This window comes from Helicobacter felis ATCC 49179 (assembly GCF_000200595.1).
Classification (GTDB): Bacteria; Campylobacterota; Campylobacteria; order Campylobacterales; family Helicobacteraceae; genus Helicobacter; species Helicobacter felis.
This window is the reverse complement of sequence record NC_014810.2, coordinates 314,908-328,394: the sequence shown is the minus strand read 5'-3', so window position 1 is coordinate 328,394 and position 13,487 is coordinate 314,908. Positions and strand designations below refer to the sequence as shown.

Here is a 13,487-nt window from a genome sequence, read left to right as displayed (position 1 = left end):
CATGCAAGTAGAGCAAGCGATGAGCGCTATTAGTAAAGGAATGGGGGAATGTATCGGTTTTGAAGCCCTGCAAAGCCGTGTGGCGCACTTTTATCAGACAGGGCAACGCTTCATTGTTAAGGCTGGTTTTGATCCCACCGCTCCCGACCTGCATTTAGGACATGCTGTGCTCCTAGAAAAACTAGCCACTTTGCAAAAACATGGTGGGTTTGTGAAGTTTCTCATTGGGGACTTTACCGCGCGCATTGGCGATCCTAGTGGTAAGAGCGAAACTAGAAAACCTTTGAGTGAAGAGGCTGTGCAAGAGAACGCTAAAACTTACGCCAAACAAGTGTTTAGAGTTTTAGACCCCGCACTTACAGAAGTGTGTTTTAACTCCACTTGGCTTAATCCTTTGGGGACTTCTGGAATTTTGGCCCTCACTTCTAAATTTTCTGTCGCGCGTATGCTTGAGCGCGATGACTTTGAAAAACGCTACCGCAACCACCAACCCATTAGCATTGTAGAGTTTCTCTACCCTCTTTTGCAGGGTTATGACTCTGTAGTTTTGGAATGTGATTTAGAATTAGGGGGCAATGATCAAAAATTTAATTTGATGGTAGGGCGTTTCTTGCAACGCGCCTATGGGCTTGACAAAGAACAGAGCGTGCTTACCATGCCTCTTTTAGAAGGCTTAGATGGCGTGCATAAGATGAGTAAAAGTTTAGGGAATTACATTGGTATCACAGAAGAACCAGCGAGCATGTATGCCAAACTTTTGAGCATTAGCGATGATTTGATGTGGCGTTATTACGAGCTTTTGAGTGCCAAAACTTCCGATCAAATCGCCAATTTGCAAGAAGCGGTGCGCGCACACAGAGCGCACCCTAAAGCCGTGAAAGAAGAGCTAGCCCTAGAAATCACTGCGCGTTGGCACTCTGAAGAGCAAGCTCAAAGCGCAAAAGCCGAATTTGACAAGGTCTTTAGGCACAAGCAAACCCCAAGTCAAATGCCTGAATGGCATTTTGAAAATGGGGCGTGGATTGCTAGTGTTCTTAAAGAATGCCAACTCTGCCCCTCCAGCTCACAGGCGCGCAGGGATATTCTAGGGGGCGGGGTGCGCCTCAATCACGAAGTGATGAAAGACGATCAATATCAATTTAGCAAAGGGTCTTATATTGTACAAGTGGGAAAAAGAAAATTTGCCTTGGTTCATATCCACTAAAAGGATAGCGCATGGTTTCCACACTCAAACCCCTTAAAATTGGCAAACACATCCTCAAATACCCCATTTTTCAAGGAGGTATGGGAGTAGGCATTAGTTGGGACGAATTGGCCGGCAGTGCCGCCAAAGAAGGTATTTTAGGCGTGATCTCAGCAGTGGGCACGGGTTATTATAAAAATATGCGTTTTGTAGAAAAAATGGTCGCTAAAAAGCCCTTTGAAGCGCTGAATTTTTATTCCAAGCAGGCCCTCCAAGAGATTTTTAAAAATGCGCGCAAGATTTGTGGGTCAAACCCTTTGGGGGCAAATATTTTGCATGCTATCAACGAATACGGGCGTGTGGTGCGCGATGCCTGCGAGGCTGGGGCCAATGTGATCATCACCGGAGCAGGCTTGCCTACCAATATGCCTGAGTTTACTAAAGACTTCCCCAATGTCGCGCTTGTGCCCATCATCTCCTCGATCAAAGCCCTACACATCATTTGCAAACGCTGGAGCGCGCGTTATAAACGCGTTCCGGATGCCGTGATTGTGGAAGGTCCTTTGAGCGGTGGGCATCAGGGCTTTAAATACGAAGATTGTTTTAAAGAAGAGTTTCAATTAGAAAATTTGGTCCCGGGCATTGTGGAAGCCTCCAAAGAATGGGGGAACATTCCCATCATCGCAGCCGGGGGTATTTGGGATCGCAAAGACATCGATACAATGCTCTCTTTAGGGGCTAGCGGGGTGCAGATGGCTACGCGCTTTTTAGGCACTAAAGAATGCGATGCTAAGGTTTACGCTGAAATTTTACCCTCTTTAAAAAAAGAAGACATTTTGCTCATCAAATCCCCAGTAGGTTATCCTGCGCGCGCGATCAATATTGGCGTGTTGCAGCGCATTAAAGAGGGCAACGCTCCTAAGATCGCCTGTGTGAGCAATTGTGTCGCGCCTTGTCATCGTGGAGAGGAAGCCAAGAAAGTGGGTTACTGCATCGCGGATGGACTAGGGCGTAGCTATCAGGGCAATAGAGAAGAGGGGCTTTATTTCACTGGAGCCAATGGGTATAGAGTTGAACGCATTTTGAGCGTGCACGAATTGGTGCAAGAACTCATCAGGGGCTGAATGGGTGCGCCTGATTCTTTGTTTGATCATTGGGATTTATGCCCATGCCTTAAGCATCACGCAGGTTGTGCCCTTTGGCACTAGCAGTGTGCGTATTAGCTTTGATCACAAACTTAGCAAACAATATATCAAACAGACTCATTTAGGAAAATTTGAGAGTGTCCTAGATATTAAGGCGCATTTTAAATTCCCCACAAAACACTACAACTTTGATAATCAAACTTCTGTGAGCGTGACTCAGGGAAAAGTAGGGAACACTAAGGTGCTTTTGCTTTATCCAGAGGGCAGTTATCAACTTAGGCGCGCTGATAACCACCTCTATATCATCATCACCACGCACCAAGCAACACCGCCTGCATCCCCTCCTCCTGCACCTCCTCAACAGGTGAGTTCGTCCAAGCATTTTAAGGTAGTTGTAGATGCTGGGCATGGGGGGCATGATTGCGGGGCGCGTGGAATCAATGGGGTTTGCGAAAAGTGGATCGTGTTGGCTGTTGCCAAATTCTTAAAACAGGAGCTCCTAAAGAGAGGCTACATTGTTTTTATGACCCGCAATAATGACACTTATATTAGTCTCAAGGATCGCACAGATTTTGCTAATAATAAGAGTGCCGACCTTTTTATTTCCATCCATGCTAATTCCATCCCGCACCATTCTCCCACCACCCCCCAAGGGGTAGAAACTTATTTTCTCTCCACTGCTAGAAGTGAGCGTGCGCGTAAAGTAGCCGAACAGGAAAACCAAGATGATGTTAAGGTCATGGATTATTTTTCTAAACTCTCTTTTTTAAATTCGCTTAATTCTCAAAGGCTCATCGCTTCTAATAAGTTGGCTATAGATATCCAATTTGGGATTTTAAGCCAATTACGCCACACTTATAGACATGTGGTCGATGGGGGGGTTAGAGAGGGGCCTTTTTGGGTGTTAGCTGGCGCGCTCATGCCCTCTGTGCTCATTGAGATTGGCTATAATTCCAACCCTTTTGAAGCCAGACGAATCCAAAACAAGCGCTACCAACAAGGTTTGGCTAAGGGAATTGCCAATGGTGTTGATAGTTTTGTAAGTAAGAATTTTTAATGCATTCCAAAAAAGCCACTCCTTATAAAGTTTTTGTTGCTTCTATCTTTTTTGTGTTGGTTGTGTGCAATTCTTTAGCCCTTCTTTTCTCTAGTTTTAGTCATAATTTTTCTCAACTCTCTAAAATTCTTAACACGCAATTTTACCCCTCTTGGTTGCATTTCATTTATCTTTGTGGGCTGTTGGGTTCTCTTTTCTATTTTTTACGCGCAACCCGCCACCATGCTTTACTCCCTAAAATAGGCGCACTTAGTGTGAGTGTGTTTTGCACTTATTGTCTTTTTTTCTCTCCTTCTCTCCCTCCTAAGGTTTTTTATCTTTTTCCCTTAGTCTCCTTAGTGGGTTTGCATACGGGGTATAAAAAAATCCCAAGTTTTCTCACTTTTGCTCCCTCCATTAGCACTTGTATTTTATGGGTTTATGCTTGTGGCTTGCAAAGCACTCTGCTGCATTGGCAATTTTCAACACTCTTTGATTTCTCCTTGTTTATTGTTATTTTAGGGGGACTGGTCAGTTTAGTTGCAAGACATAAAGAATATTTGGGGGTCTATGAATATGCAAATTTGTTAGTGCTTTGTGCGGGGTTGGTGGTTTGTCTTTTGTGCCCCAAAGTTCTGGAAATGCAGGAAAATACAAGAGTGTTTTTTCTTTGGCTAGGGATGCTCTCTTGGGTGGGGGAGTGGATGCATGAGAGTTTGCGTTCTTGAAAAAAGTGCATAAGGGGCGTTTATTCTTACTAGAGGACGATGTGCCTTTGCATGCCGTGATCGCCGATTTTTTAACACGGGTAGGTTTTGAGGTGCAGGGGGCTTATGAGAGTGCTCAAGCCCTCAGTATTCTTTCTTGTGAATCTTTTGATCTGCTTCTCTTAGATGTGCAGGTGTCGGGCACAGATAGTTTTGAAACCCTTCAAACGCTTCGCCAGTTGCATATTACCACCCCCACTATTTTTATTAGCGTGTTGAGCGATATGACTTCTTTAAAAAAAGCTTTTGATTTGGGAGCAAGCGACTATCTCAAAAAGCCCTTTGATTTAGAGGAGTTGCAAATCAGGATTGAACGGCTGTTGATTACTCAGAAGGTTCATATTGGACCAGATTGCTTTTATGAGGGTGGCACACTTAATGTACGGGGACAGAACTTTTTTTTGACCTCTAAGGAAAAACAACTTTTGGAGTTCTTTTTACGCCATCAAAACACTATTTTATCTAGCGATCAGATCATCGCTAATGTATGGAGTTATGAAAGCGGAGTGGATGATTCCACTTTGCGCACCTATATTAAGAACCTGCGCAAACTTCTTGGCAAAGACATTATTCAAAATGTCAAGGGTTTGGGGTATTGTTTTAAAAACCCATGCGTCTAGGCACTTATGAAAAACAATCCTTAAGGCGTTTCCTAGCCCTCTATTTAGGTTCGTCCTTTGCGCTTATGGCGATTATTGCGCTTCTCTTTTTTGTCCATGAAAAAAACGCGCTACTCAATAACATCCAAATACAAATGCAATTACAAGCTAATCATTTGGCTCAAGACATCGTTTTAGATCACATGGAATCTACCCCCAACCCTTTTAAACGCCTTGCGCGCAAATACAGCAATCTAGCTTTCGTGCTCTTGGACGCGCAAAATAAAATTCTTTACCGGCACAATTTGTTAGGGGGGACAAGCTTTGTTTTCTTTGGAAATCCCAAGAATTTGCCCTTGTTTTTGCAAAAAGATGGCGATTTTTACCTTGTAGACAATAAGGCATTTGGGCATTTGGGCGTAGCGACTATTATTTTACAACAACCAAAGCCTGCAAATCTTTTTGTGCCTCTGTATCGTTGTATCCTATTGGTATTATTAGGGGTTTTTATTTGCGTGGGACTGATGGCCTATTGTTTAACCAAGCTTTTTTTAAAGCCTATTAGCGATGAAGTGAAACGACTCGATTCTTTCAGCAAAGATATAGCTCACGAACTCAACACCCCCATAGCCACCTTATTGATGAGCGCTAAGGAATTGGCGCGCCATAACTCTAAGGCTCTAGGAATCTTAGTGAGTGCAAGGCGGATTTTTTATTTACACAACCAGTTATCTTATCTTTTCATGCAGGATCTGCGCCACGAGCAACCCGGCTTGTTAGATCTGCAAAATCTCGTTGCGCAACAAGTGAGTGCTTTTTGCGATATGGCCGATTTCTATCAGATTCAATTGATACAACATCTACAACCTACTATATTTAAGGCTTTAGAAGAGGATATGATCACGCTAGTCAGCAATCTCTTGATGAATGCTATCAAATACACGCCTCCTAAGGGCTGTGTGCGTGTCAATTTAGATGGTGCGCTCAGTGTGAGTAATACTGGACCCCTATTAAATCCAGCACTTGTTACCCATCTAAGCGCGCGCTATGTGCGCGGCACACGGACACAAAAAGGCTATGGCATTGGTTTGGACTTGGTCAAAAACATCTGCACGCGCTATGGTTTAGAGTTGGAGATTAGCACACGGGAAAAATGCAATGTTTTTAAGATCAATTTTAGCGCATCTTTGCATGCGTGAAGCTAAAATAAAGATTTTTTAGGCTAAAATCGCAGTTTTGGAAAGAAATTTAGCAAAAGGATATGTGTGCCCACTATCAACCAGTTGATTAGAAAAGAAAGGAAGAAAATTCTCAAGAAAACCAAGTCTCCAGCTTTGGTAGAGTGCCCCCAAAGAAGAGGAGTTTGCACGAGAGTTTACACCACCACTCCCAAAAAACCTAACTCAGCCCTTAGAAAAGTTGCTAAAGTGCGTCTCACCAGCAAATTTGAGGTCATTAGCTACATCCCCGGAGAGGGGCATAACTTACAAGAACACTCGATCGTGCTTGTGCGTGGAGGTAGGGTTAAAGACTTACCCGGGGTGAAATACCATATCGTGCGTGGCGCATTGGATACCGCTGGAGTGAATAAGCGCTCTGTTTCTCGTAGTAAGTACGGAGCTAAAAAGGCCAAAGCTGGGGCTGAGAAGAAAAAGTAAAGGGAATAAATGAGAAGAAAAAAAGCACCCGTCCGAGAGGTTTTAGGCGATCCCGTTTACAATAGCAAGGTGATCACTAAGTTTATTAACAAGATGATGTATGATGGCAAACGGAGCGTAGCAGAAAAAATTATCTACGCAGCTCTCAATAAAGTCGAAGAGAAAAGCGGAGAAAAGGGCATTGAGGTTTTTGAAAAAGCCTTAGAAAATGTCAAACCCTTGTTAGAAGTGCGCTCTAGGCGTGTGGGCGGAGCGACCTACCAAGTGCCCGTAGAAGTGCGCCCAGCCCGCCAGCAATCTCTCTCTATCCGCTGGATTTTGGAAGCCACTCGCAAACGCAACGAACGCATGATGGTGGATAAATTAGCCAACGAATTATTAGATGCAGCTAGTGATAAGGGAGCGGCTTTTAGAAAAAAAGAAGAGATCCACAAAATGGCAGAGGCTAATAAAGCCTTTGCTCACTATCGTTGGTAGGAGGATTAGATGGCACGCAAAACTCCTTTAGAAAAGATTAGAAATATCGGGATTGCCGCCCATATCGATGCAGGCAAGACCACTACCTCTGAGCGTATTTTGTTTTACACTGGGGTCAGCCACAAAATCGGCGAGGTGCACGATGGCGCAGCCACAATGGACTGGATGGAACAAGAAAAAGAACGCGGGATTACCATCACTTCAGCCGCTACGACTTGTTTTTGGCAGGATCATCAAATTAACTTGATCGACACCCCCGGACACGTGGATTTTACTATCGAAGTAGAACGCTCCATGCGTGTGCTCGATGGTGCAGTGGCGGTGTTTTGCTCGGTAGGAGGGGTGCAACCCCAGAGTGAGACCGTGTGGCGGCAGGCGAATAAATACGGCGTGCCCCGTATCGTATTTGTCAACAAGATGGATCGTATTGGGGCTAATTTCTACAATGTAGAAAATCAAATTAAAGAACGCTTGAAAGCTAACCCTATACCCATTAATATCCCCATTGGTGCAGAAGATACTTTTCAGGGCGTGATCGATTTGGTCGCCATGAAAGCCATCGTGTGGAACAATGAGGCGATGGGAGCTAAGTACGATGTGCAAGAGATTCCCTCAGATCTACAGGCTAAAGCTCAAGAATACCGCGACAAACTCCTAGAAGCGGTGGCTGAACAAGACGAAGCTTTGATGGAAAAATATTTGGGTGGAGAGACTTTGAGCGTAGAAGAGATTAAGCATGGCATCAAGGTTGGGTGCTTGAACATGGCTCTTATTCCTATGCTCTGTGGTTCTTCTTTTAAGAATAAAGGCGTGCAAACTCTGCTAGATGCTGTGATTGACTACTTGCCTGCTCCTACAGAGGTCGCTGATATTAAAGGCGTGGACCCCAAGAATGAAGAAGAGATCAAAGTGCAGTCCAGTGATGAGGGCGATTTTGCCGGCTTGGCGTTTAAAATCATGACTGACCCCTTTGTCGGACAGCTTACCTTTGTGCGCGTGTATCGCGGGAAGCTCGAATCAGGGAGCTATATCTATAACTCCACTAAGGATAAAAAAGAGCGTGTAGGTCGTTTGCTCAAAATGCACTCCAATAAACGCGAGGATATTAAAGAGGTCTATGCGGGCGAAATTTGTGCTTTTGTAGGGCTTAAGGATACCTTGACTGGGGACACACTTTGCCATGAAAAAAGCCCTGTGGTGCTAGAACGCATGGAATTCCCTGAGCCTGTGATTCATATCGCTGTTGAGCCTAAAACTAAGGCCGATCAAGAAAAAATGGGTGTGGCTTTGGGCAAACTTGCCGAAGAAGACCCCAGCTTTAGAGTGATGACTCAAGAGGAAACCGGGCAGACTTTGATTGGGGGAATGGGCGAGTTGCACCTAGAAATTATCGTAGATCGCCTCAAAAGAGAGTTTAAAGTTGAGGCAGAAGTGGGACAACCTCAAGTAGCCTTTAGGGAGACTATCCGCTCTGAAGTGCAAAAAGAACATAAATATGCTAAACAATCTGGTGGGCGTGGGCAATATGGGCATGTCTTTATCAAGCTTGAACCCAAAGAACCCGGAAGTGGCTATGAGTTTGTCAATCAAATTAGCGGGGGCGTGATTCCTAAGGAGTATATCCCTGCAGTGGATAAGGGTATCCAAGAAGCGATGCAGAGTGGGGTTTTAGCAGGTTATCCGGTTGTAGATTTTAAAGTAACCCTATATGATGGGAGCTACCACGAAGTGGACTCTTCAGAGATGGCCTTTAAAATCGCGGGTTCTATGGCTTTTAAAGAGGCCTGCAGGGCAGCTAATCCCGTGCTTTTAGAACCAATGATGAAAGTAGAGGTCGAAGTGCCTGAAGAGTATATGGGCGATGTGATCGGAGATTTGAATCGCCGCAGAGGGCAAATTAACGCGATGGAAGATCGCTTAGGACTTAAAATCGTAAATGCCTTTGTGCCCTTAGTAGAGATGTTTGGTTATTCCACAGATTTACGCTCGGCTACTCAGGGGCGCGGGACCTATTCGATGGAGTTTGATCACTATGGCGAAGTTCCTGCTAATATCGCTAAGGAAATCGTAGAAAAACGCAAGGGTTAGGCGTACTTAAGCGCGCTTGGGCGTGATCGGTAGCGATCCGCTCAGTCTAGTAGGTTTCCAAAAAATAGAGTATTTTTTTAAATCTCTCTAACTTCTTGAGTGTTCTTTAGTTACAAGGATGCAATTTCTGATAGGGCTTGTGCCCAAAGCTTAGTCTAAATTCAAGCGTATAATGCTACAATGACCCATGCGTATTGACAAATTTTTAAATGCTACCAATATCACCAAGAGGCGCGCGGTCGCGTTAGACATGCTTAAAGAGGGTGTAGTTTCCTTAAATGGGATACCGGTTAAGCCGAGCAAAGAGGTCAAAGTAGGCGATGTGATTAAGCTTATTTATCTAGATCGCACTAAGTCTTACCGCGTGCTGGCTATTCCCACACTTAAAACTATTCCCAAAGCCCAAAGCCATTTGTATGTGCAAGAACTAGAATAAATCCCAATAGAAAGGTTTGTTATGCAAGATTATAAAGATAGTCTAATCCTCCCCCAAACTTCCTTCCCCATGAAAGCTAACGCTATTGCTAACGCTCCCAAGCTTTACGCGCGTTGGCGCGAGCAGGATGTTTATACCCATATGCTGGGCAAACGCCATGACGCGCCCCAAAGTTTCATCTTGCATGATGGTCCGCCCTATGCTAATGGACACTTGCACATCGGGCACGCGCTCAATAAAATCTTAAAAGATGTGATTGTCAAGCATCAATATTTTTTGGGTAAAAAAGTCGAATATGTACCCGGGTGGGATTGTCATGGTTTGCCCATTGAACAGCAGGTAGAAAAGGATTATAAAGCCTCCCAGCATAAACTCCCCGCCGAGCAACGCCACAATCTAAGCCCGCTAGAATTTCGCGATCGCTGTTATCAACACGCCTACAAGTTTATCGGTGTGCAAAGAGAGGAGTTTTTGCGCTTGGGTGTGGTGGGGGATTATGAAAAACCCTATGAAACCTACAAATACGATTTTGAGGCAAGCATTTATGAAATGCTCTGTATTGCCGCACAAAAAGGCTTGCTCAAACAACGCTTTAAGCCCGTTTATTGGAGCTGGGCGTGCCAGAGTGCGTTGGCTGAAGCCGAAGTAGAGTATAAAGACAAGCAATCCGATTCGATCTTTGTATGCTTCCCTCTACAAGAAGAAAGTGCACAAAAGATCGCCCAAGAAGCACATTTTAGCACGCAGGAGAGTCCTAAAACCTTTTCTCTTGTGATCTGGACCACGACCCCTTGGACACTCGCAGCCAATGTAGGCATCGCGCTCAAACCCAAAACCACTTATGCGATCACCTCTAAGGGGCATATCATTGCGCTAGAATTAGCCCAAAAACTGCTAGAACAGGGCATTTTAGAAGGGGAAATTGTGGGGAGTTGTCAAAGCGAGCTTTTAGAAAAAAGCCTAGCGACCAACCCTCTAAACCAACGCGATTCGGTGGTATTGCTGGGCGAGCATGTCAGTTTGGAGGAGGGGAGTGGGGCTGTGCACACCGCCCCCGGGCATGGTGAGGAAGACTATCATCTATGTCTGCAATATGACTTAGAGGTCTTAGTGCCTGTGGATGATTATGGGCGTTACAATGAAGAAATCTTGCATAAAAAACTCTTGCCCAAAGAGTTTTTAGGTCAGCATGTGCTCAAAATCCAGCCCAAAATTATCGAACTCTTGGGCGATTATCTCTTGCACCATAGCACCATCACCCACTCCTACCCGCATTGTTGGCGTACACACGAACCCATTTTATACCGCGCCACCACGCAATGGTTTATCATGATGGATGTGCCCTTTTTACAACCTGATGGTAGTCATAAAACCCTGCGCCAAGTCGCCCTAGAAGCGATTGAGGATGTCGCCTTTTACCCCAAACAAGGGAAAAACCGCCTCAAAGCTATGCTAGAGCAACGCCCCGATTGGTGTGTGAGCAGACAGCGCAACTGGGGCGTGCCCATGGCGTTTTTCTTAAATAAGCAAACCCAAGAGCCCCTACTAGAGGAAGCGGTCTTAAAGCATATCTACAACATCTTTAAAGAAAAGGGTTGTAATGCGTGGTGGGAGCAGAGCGTAGAGGAGCTTTTGCCCGCGCAGTTCAAACACCTAGCCCCCAATTTGGAGAAAAACACCCATATCTTAGATGTGTGGTTTGATAGCGGGAGCACTTTTAAGGCGGTGTGCGAAGAACGCTTGGGGGTCTATCCTAGCGATTTGGTGCTAGAGGGGAGCGATCAACACCGCGGATGGTTTCAAAGCTCTTTATTATTGAGCTGTATCAAGCATTCCCGCGCGCCCTTTAAAGGCGTGTTAACCCATGGCTTTACTGTGGACGCTAAAGGGCATAAGATGAGCAAATCTAAAGGAAATGTCTTTTCTTTGGACGAGGTGCTTAATACTTATGGCAGTGATATTTTGCGCCTATGGGTGGTGATGAATGACTACCAAGACAATTTGAGCGTCTCGCATGCTTTCTTTGCCCAGACTGCCGAAGGCTATAAAAAGGTGCGCAATACTTTACGCTTTTTGTTAGCCAACACAGCCGGGCTAGAGAGCTTAACCCCTCTGCAAGATTTAGGGTTAGTGGATCGCTGGATTTTAGCCCTAAGCTCTAAAGTCTTTAGCCAAGTGCAAGAACATTTTAAGCAATATGACTTTGTCAAAGGCTTGCAAAAACTCTTTGCCTTTATCGCCAACGATCTAAGCGGGATCTACATGGACATCTGCAAAGATAGCCTATACTGCGATGCCAAAAATGATCCTGCTAGGCGCGCGATTCAAACAACTATGTTGCACTTAGCCCACCATCTGAGTTTTGCGCTCGCGCCCATTCTCACTTATACCATTGAAGAGGTGTTAGAACACGCCAGCCCCTTATTTAAAGAGGTGGCTTTGATAGGGAGTGGGGTTTTTGATCTACAAAAACCCTTTTTATTAGAGGGAACGCAGGCTCAAAGCGTCTTAGATCAATTCGAGCGTCCCCTAGAACTGCGCGCGCGCTTTAGTGAGGCGTTGGACGGGCTAAAAAAAGATAAGAGCGTAAAAACCTCTTTGGAAGTGCAAATCTACTTGAAAGACCACAAGGATTTGGAGTTTACCCATTACGATCAATGGCTCATGGTGAGCGCACTCAGCGCATGGGAGGGAAGCGCGCCAGAGGTGTTGTTTGAAAATCAAGATTTTGTTTTAGCGCGCGCCTCTTTGGAAAAATGCCCGCGTTGTTGGCGTTTTTTAGCCCCTAAAGAGGATCTTTGTGGGCGTTGTAAAGAAGTCTTGCATGCTTGAGAATTTGAGTCATTTAGGAAGCAAAACCAGTTATCCCACCACCTACAGCCCTCATCTGCTAGAAGCCTTTGAAAACCCCCACCCGGGGCAGGACATTTTTACCACCCTAGAGAGTGAGGAGTTTACCAGTCTGTGTCCCATCACCGCCCAGCCGGATTTTGCGCGCGTGCGTATTGCCTATATCGCGCATTTGAAAATGGTAGAGAGCAAATCGCTCAAACTCTATCTCTTTAGTTTCCGCAATGAGGGGGTTTTTGGGGAGGATTGCGTGGGCAAAATCCTAAACGACCTAGTCGCCCTCCTAGAGCCCAAATACCTAGAAGTGCACGCCCATTTTAGCGCGCGCGGAGGGATCACTATTACCCCCTTTGCTAACTACGCCACTCCTGATTATGCGGACTTCAAGCGCCAAAGATTGCTCAAAATTTAAAAGAGCGCCAAAAGAGATATTTAGAATTTGTGGGCGCGCTTTGGGTGCGCTTTTTTGGGTGGTGAGCGTTGCCTTTGCCCAACCCTCTAAAGAGCTGATCCAAGACATGCAAGCGATGCGCGCGCTCACGGTGCGTATGTATGAAGAGGATTTGATCAAGGATTTTACAGGATTTGAGGATTGTAAAGACTTTTATTTTTATAAAGATGCGATGGAGAGGCATGCCGCATTATTTTTCTCTTTAAGTTTGGATTTTATGGACAAGATTCCCCTGCTCCAAGCCCTCCAGCCAAAAACTCCCCAAGATAGAGAGTTTTTAAGGGTTTTTAAGTCTACGAGTCCTTTCAACTCTTTGCGATCCTGCGTAGCTATATTCCCTCCGATTTTGATTGCTCTGATGTCTCGCCCCCCCTTGCTTTTGATGCCACCCAAGTAACCCAAGACTTTTTAGAGGTCTTAAATCTATTGTTTGCTCCTCTGCTCCAAGCCCGCAAGGAAAATTTGAATCTATGGGACACCCTAAAAAGCCAAACGATGAGCGTGGAAGAAAACGATTTAAATGCGCTCAACAGACGCATTAAAGAAATCCTAGATGACATGCCAAATGGGCAAAAACATGATCCTAGTATCCAGCCCTCTTTGCACACCTTTAAACAGCTAAACTGGTATGAGGGGACACTTGTAGATTATGAAGAAGAAACCTATGAGAAGTTTGTTAAAACATTTTTGGGTGTGGATTTAGAGCAACAACCTGCCACGCTTTTAAATGCCTATTATAACTCAAGGCTTAAGGTCCTTTGGCAAGACATCAAAGCGCATTTGCCCTAAGGAGTTTT

The 13,487-nt window shown here is 45.1% G+C and carries 14 protein-coding genes; all 14 read left to right on the top strand.

Annotation, left to right across the window (positions count from 1 at the left end):
* The first annotated feature begins 1 nt into the window (after nt 1).
* The 14 genes from tyrS to HFELIS_RS01670 all read left to right on the top strand — a co-directional run bounded on the left by tyrS (nt 2) and on the right by HFELIS_RS01670 (nt 13,479).
* Nucleotides 2-1,204 carry a tyrosine--tRNA ligase gene (gene tyrS / locus HFELIS_RS01735; protein WP_013468816.1) on the top strand — a complete coding sequence of 401 codons (1,203 nt, stop codon included), beginning with the start codon at nt 2-4 and terminating at the stop codon, nt 1,202-1,204.
* Nucleotides 1,205-1,215: 11 nt separating this feature from the next.
* Nucleotides 1,216-2,307 (top strand): nitronate monooxygenase, encoded by a 1,092-nt coding sequence (locus HFELIS_RS01730; protein ID WP_013468815.1) that lies wholly within the window; start codon nt 1,216-1,218, stop codon nt 2,305-2,307.
* 4 nt (nt 2,308-2,311) lie between these two features.
* The gene (locus HFELIS_RS01725; protein ID WP_013468814.1) at nt 2,312-3,385 is read left to right on the top strand and encodes an N-acetylmuramoyl-L-alanine amidase family protein; all 1,074 of its coding nucleotides are present in this window, start codon (nt 2,312-2,314) and stop codon (nt 3,383-3,385) included.
* Entirely contained in the window at nt 3,385-4,092 is a 708-nt protein-coding gene (locus tag HFELIS_RS08460; protein ID WP_013468813.1) for a hypothetical protein, read from the top strand. The genes HFELIS_RS01725 and HFELIS_RS08460 overlap by 1 nt, the downstream gene beginning before the upstream one ends.
* On the top strand, nt 4,089-4,751 hold the full coding sequence (gene crdR / locus HFELIS_RS01715) for a copper response regulator transcription factor CrdR (protein WP_013468812.1): 663 nt from the start codon (nt 4,089-4,091) through the stop codon (nt 4,749-4,751). Before HFELIS_RS08460 ends, crdR begins: the two co-directional genes overlap by 4 nt.
* Nucleotides 4,742-5,929 carry a sensor histidine kinase gene (locus HFELIS_RS01710; protein WP_013468811.1) on the top strand — a complete coding sequence of 396 codons (1,188 nt, stop codon included), beginning with the start codon at nt 4,742-4,744 and terminating at the stop codon, nt 5,927-5,929. Before crdR ends, HFELIS_RS01710 begins: the two co-directional genes overlap by 10 nt.
* Nucleotides 5,930-5,995: 66 nt before the next feature.
* Entirely contained in the window at nt 5,996-6,388 is a 393-nt protein-coding gene (rpsL, locus tag HFELIS_RS01705; RefSeq protein WP_013468810.1) for a 30S ribosomal protein S12, read from the top strand.
* 9 nt (nt 6,389-6,397) lie between these two features.
* A complete protein-coding gene (gene rpsG, locus HFELIS_RS01700) occupies nt 6,398-6,865 on the top strand; it encodes a 30S ribosomal protein S7 (protein WP_013468809.1) in 468 nt (155 codons plus the stop codon).
* A gap of 9 nt (nt 6,866-6,874) precedes the next feature.
* Entirely contained in the window at nt 6,875-8,953 is a 2,079-nt protein-coding gene (gene fusA / locus HFELIS_RS01695) for an elongation factor G (protein ID WP_013468808.1), read from the top strand.
* Nucleotides 8,954-9,140: 187 nt separating this feature from the next.
* Nucleotides 9,141-9,389 carry an RNA-binding S4 domain-containing protein gene (locus HFELIS_RS01690; protein ID WP_013468807.1) on the top strand — a complete coding sequence of 83 codons (249 nt, stop codon included), beginning with the start codon at nt 9,141-9,143 and terminating at the stop codon, nt 9,387-9,389.
* A gap of 21 nt (nt 9,390-9,410) precedes the next feature.
* Nucleotides 9,411-12,221 carry an isoleucine--tRNA ligase gene (gene ileS / locus HFELIS_RS01685; protein ID WP_013468806.1) on the top strand — a complete coding sequence of 937 codons (2,811 nt, stop codon included), beginning with the start codon at nt 9,411-9,413 and terminating at the stop codon, nt 12,219-12,221.
* Nucleotides 12,214-12,651 carry a preQ(1) synthase gene (gene queF, locus HFELIS_RS01680; RefSeq protein WP_013468805.1) on the top strand — a complete coding sequence of 146 codons (438 nt, stop codon included), beginning with the start codon at nt 12,214-12,216 and terminating at the stop codon, nt 12,649-12,651. Before ileS ends, queF begins: the two co-directional genes overlap by 8 nt.
* 40 nt (nt 12,652-12,691) lie before the next feature.
* Nucleotides 12,692-13,087, top strand: coding sequence for a hypothetical protein (locus HFELIS_RS01675; protein ID WP_041302706.1), 396 nt, complete (start codon nt 12,692-12,694; stop codon nt 13,085-13,087).
* 65 nt (nt 13,088-13,152) lie between these two features.
* Nucleotides 13,153-13,479, top strand: coding sequence for a hypothetical protein (locus tag HFELIS_RS01670; RefSeq protein WP_041302704.1), 327 nt, complete (start codon nt 13,153-13,155; stop codon nt 13,477-13,479).
* Nucleotides 13,480-13,487: the final 8 nt, after the last annotated feature.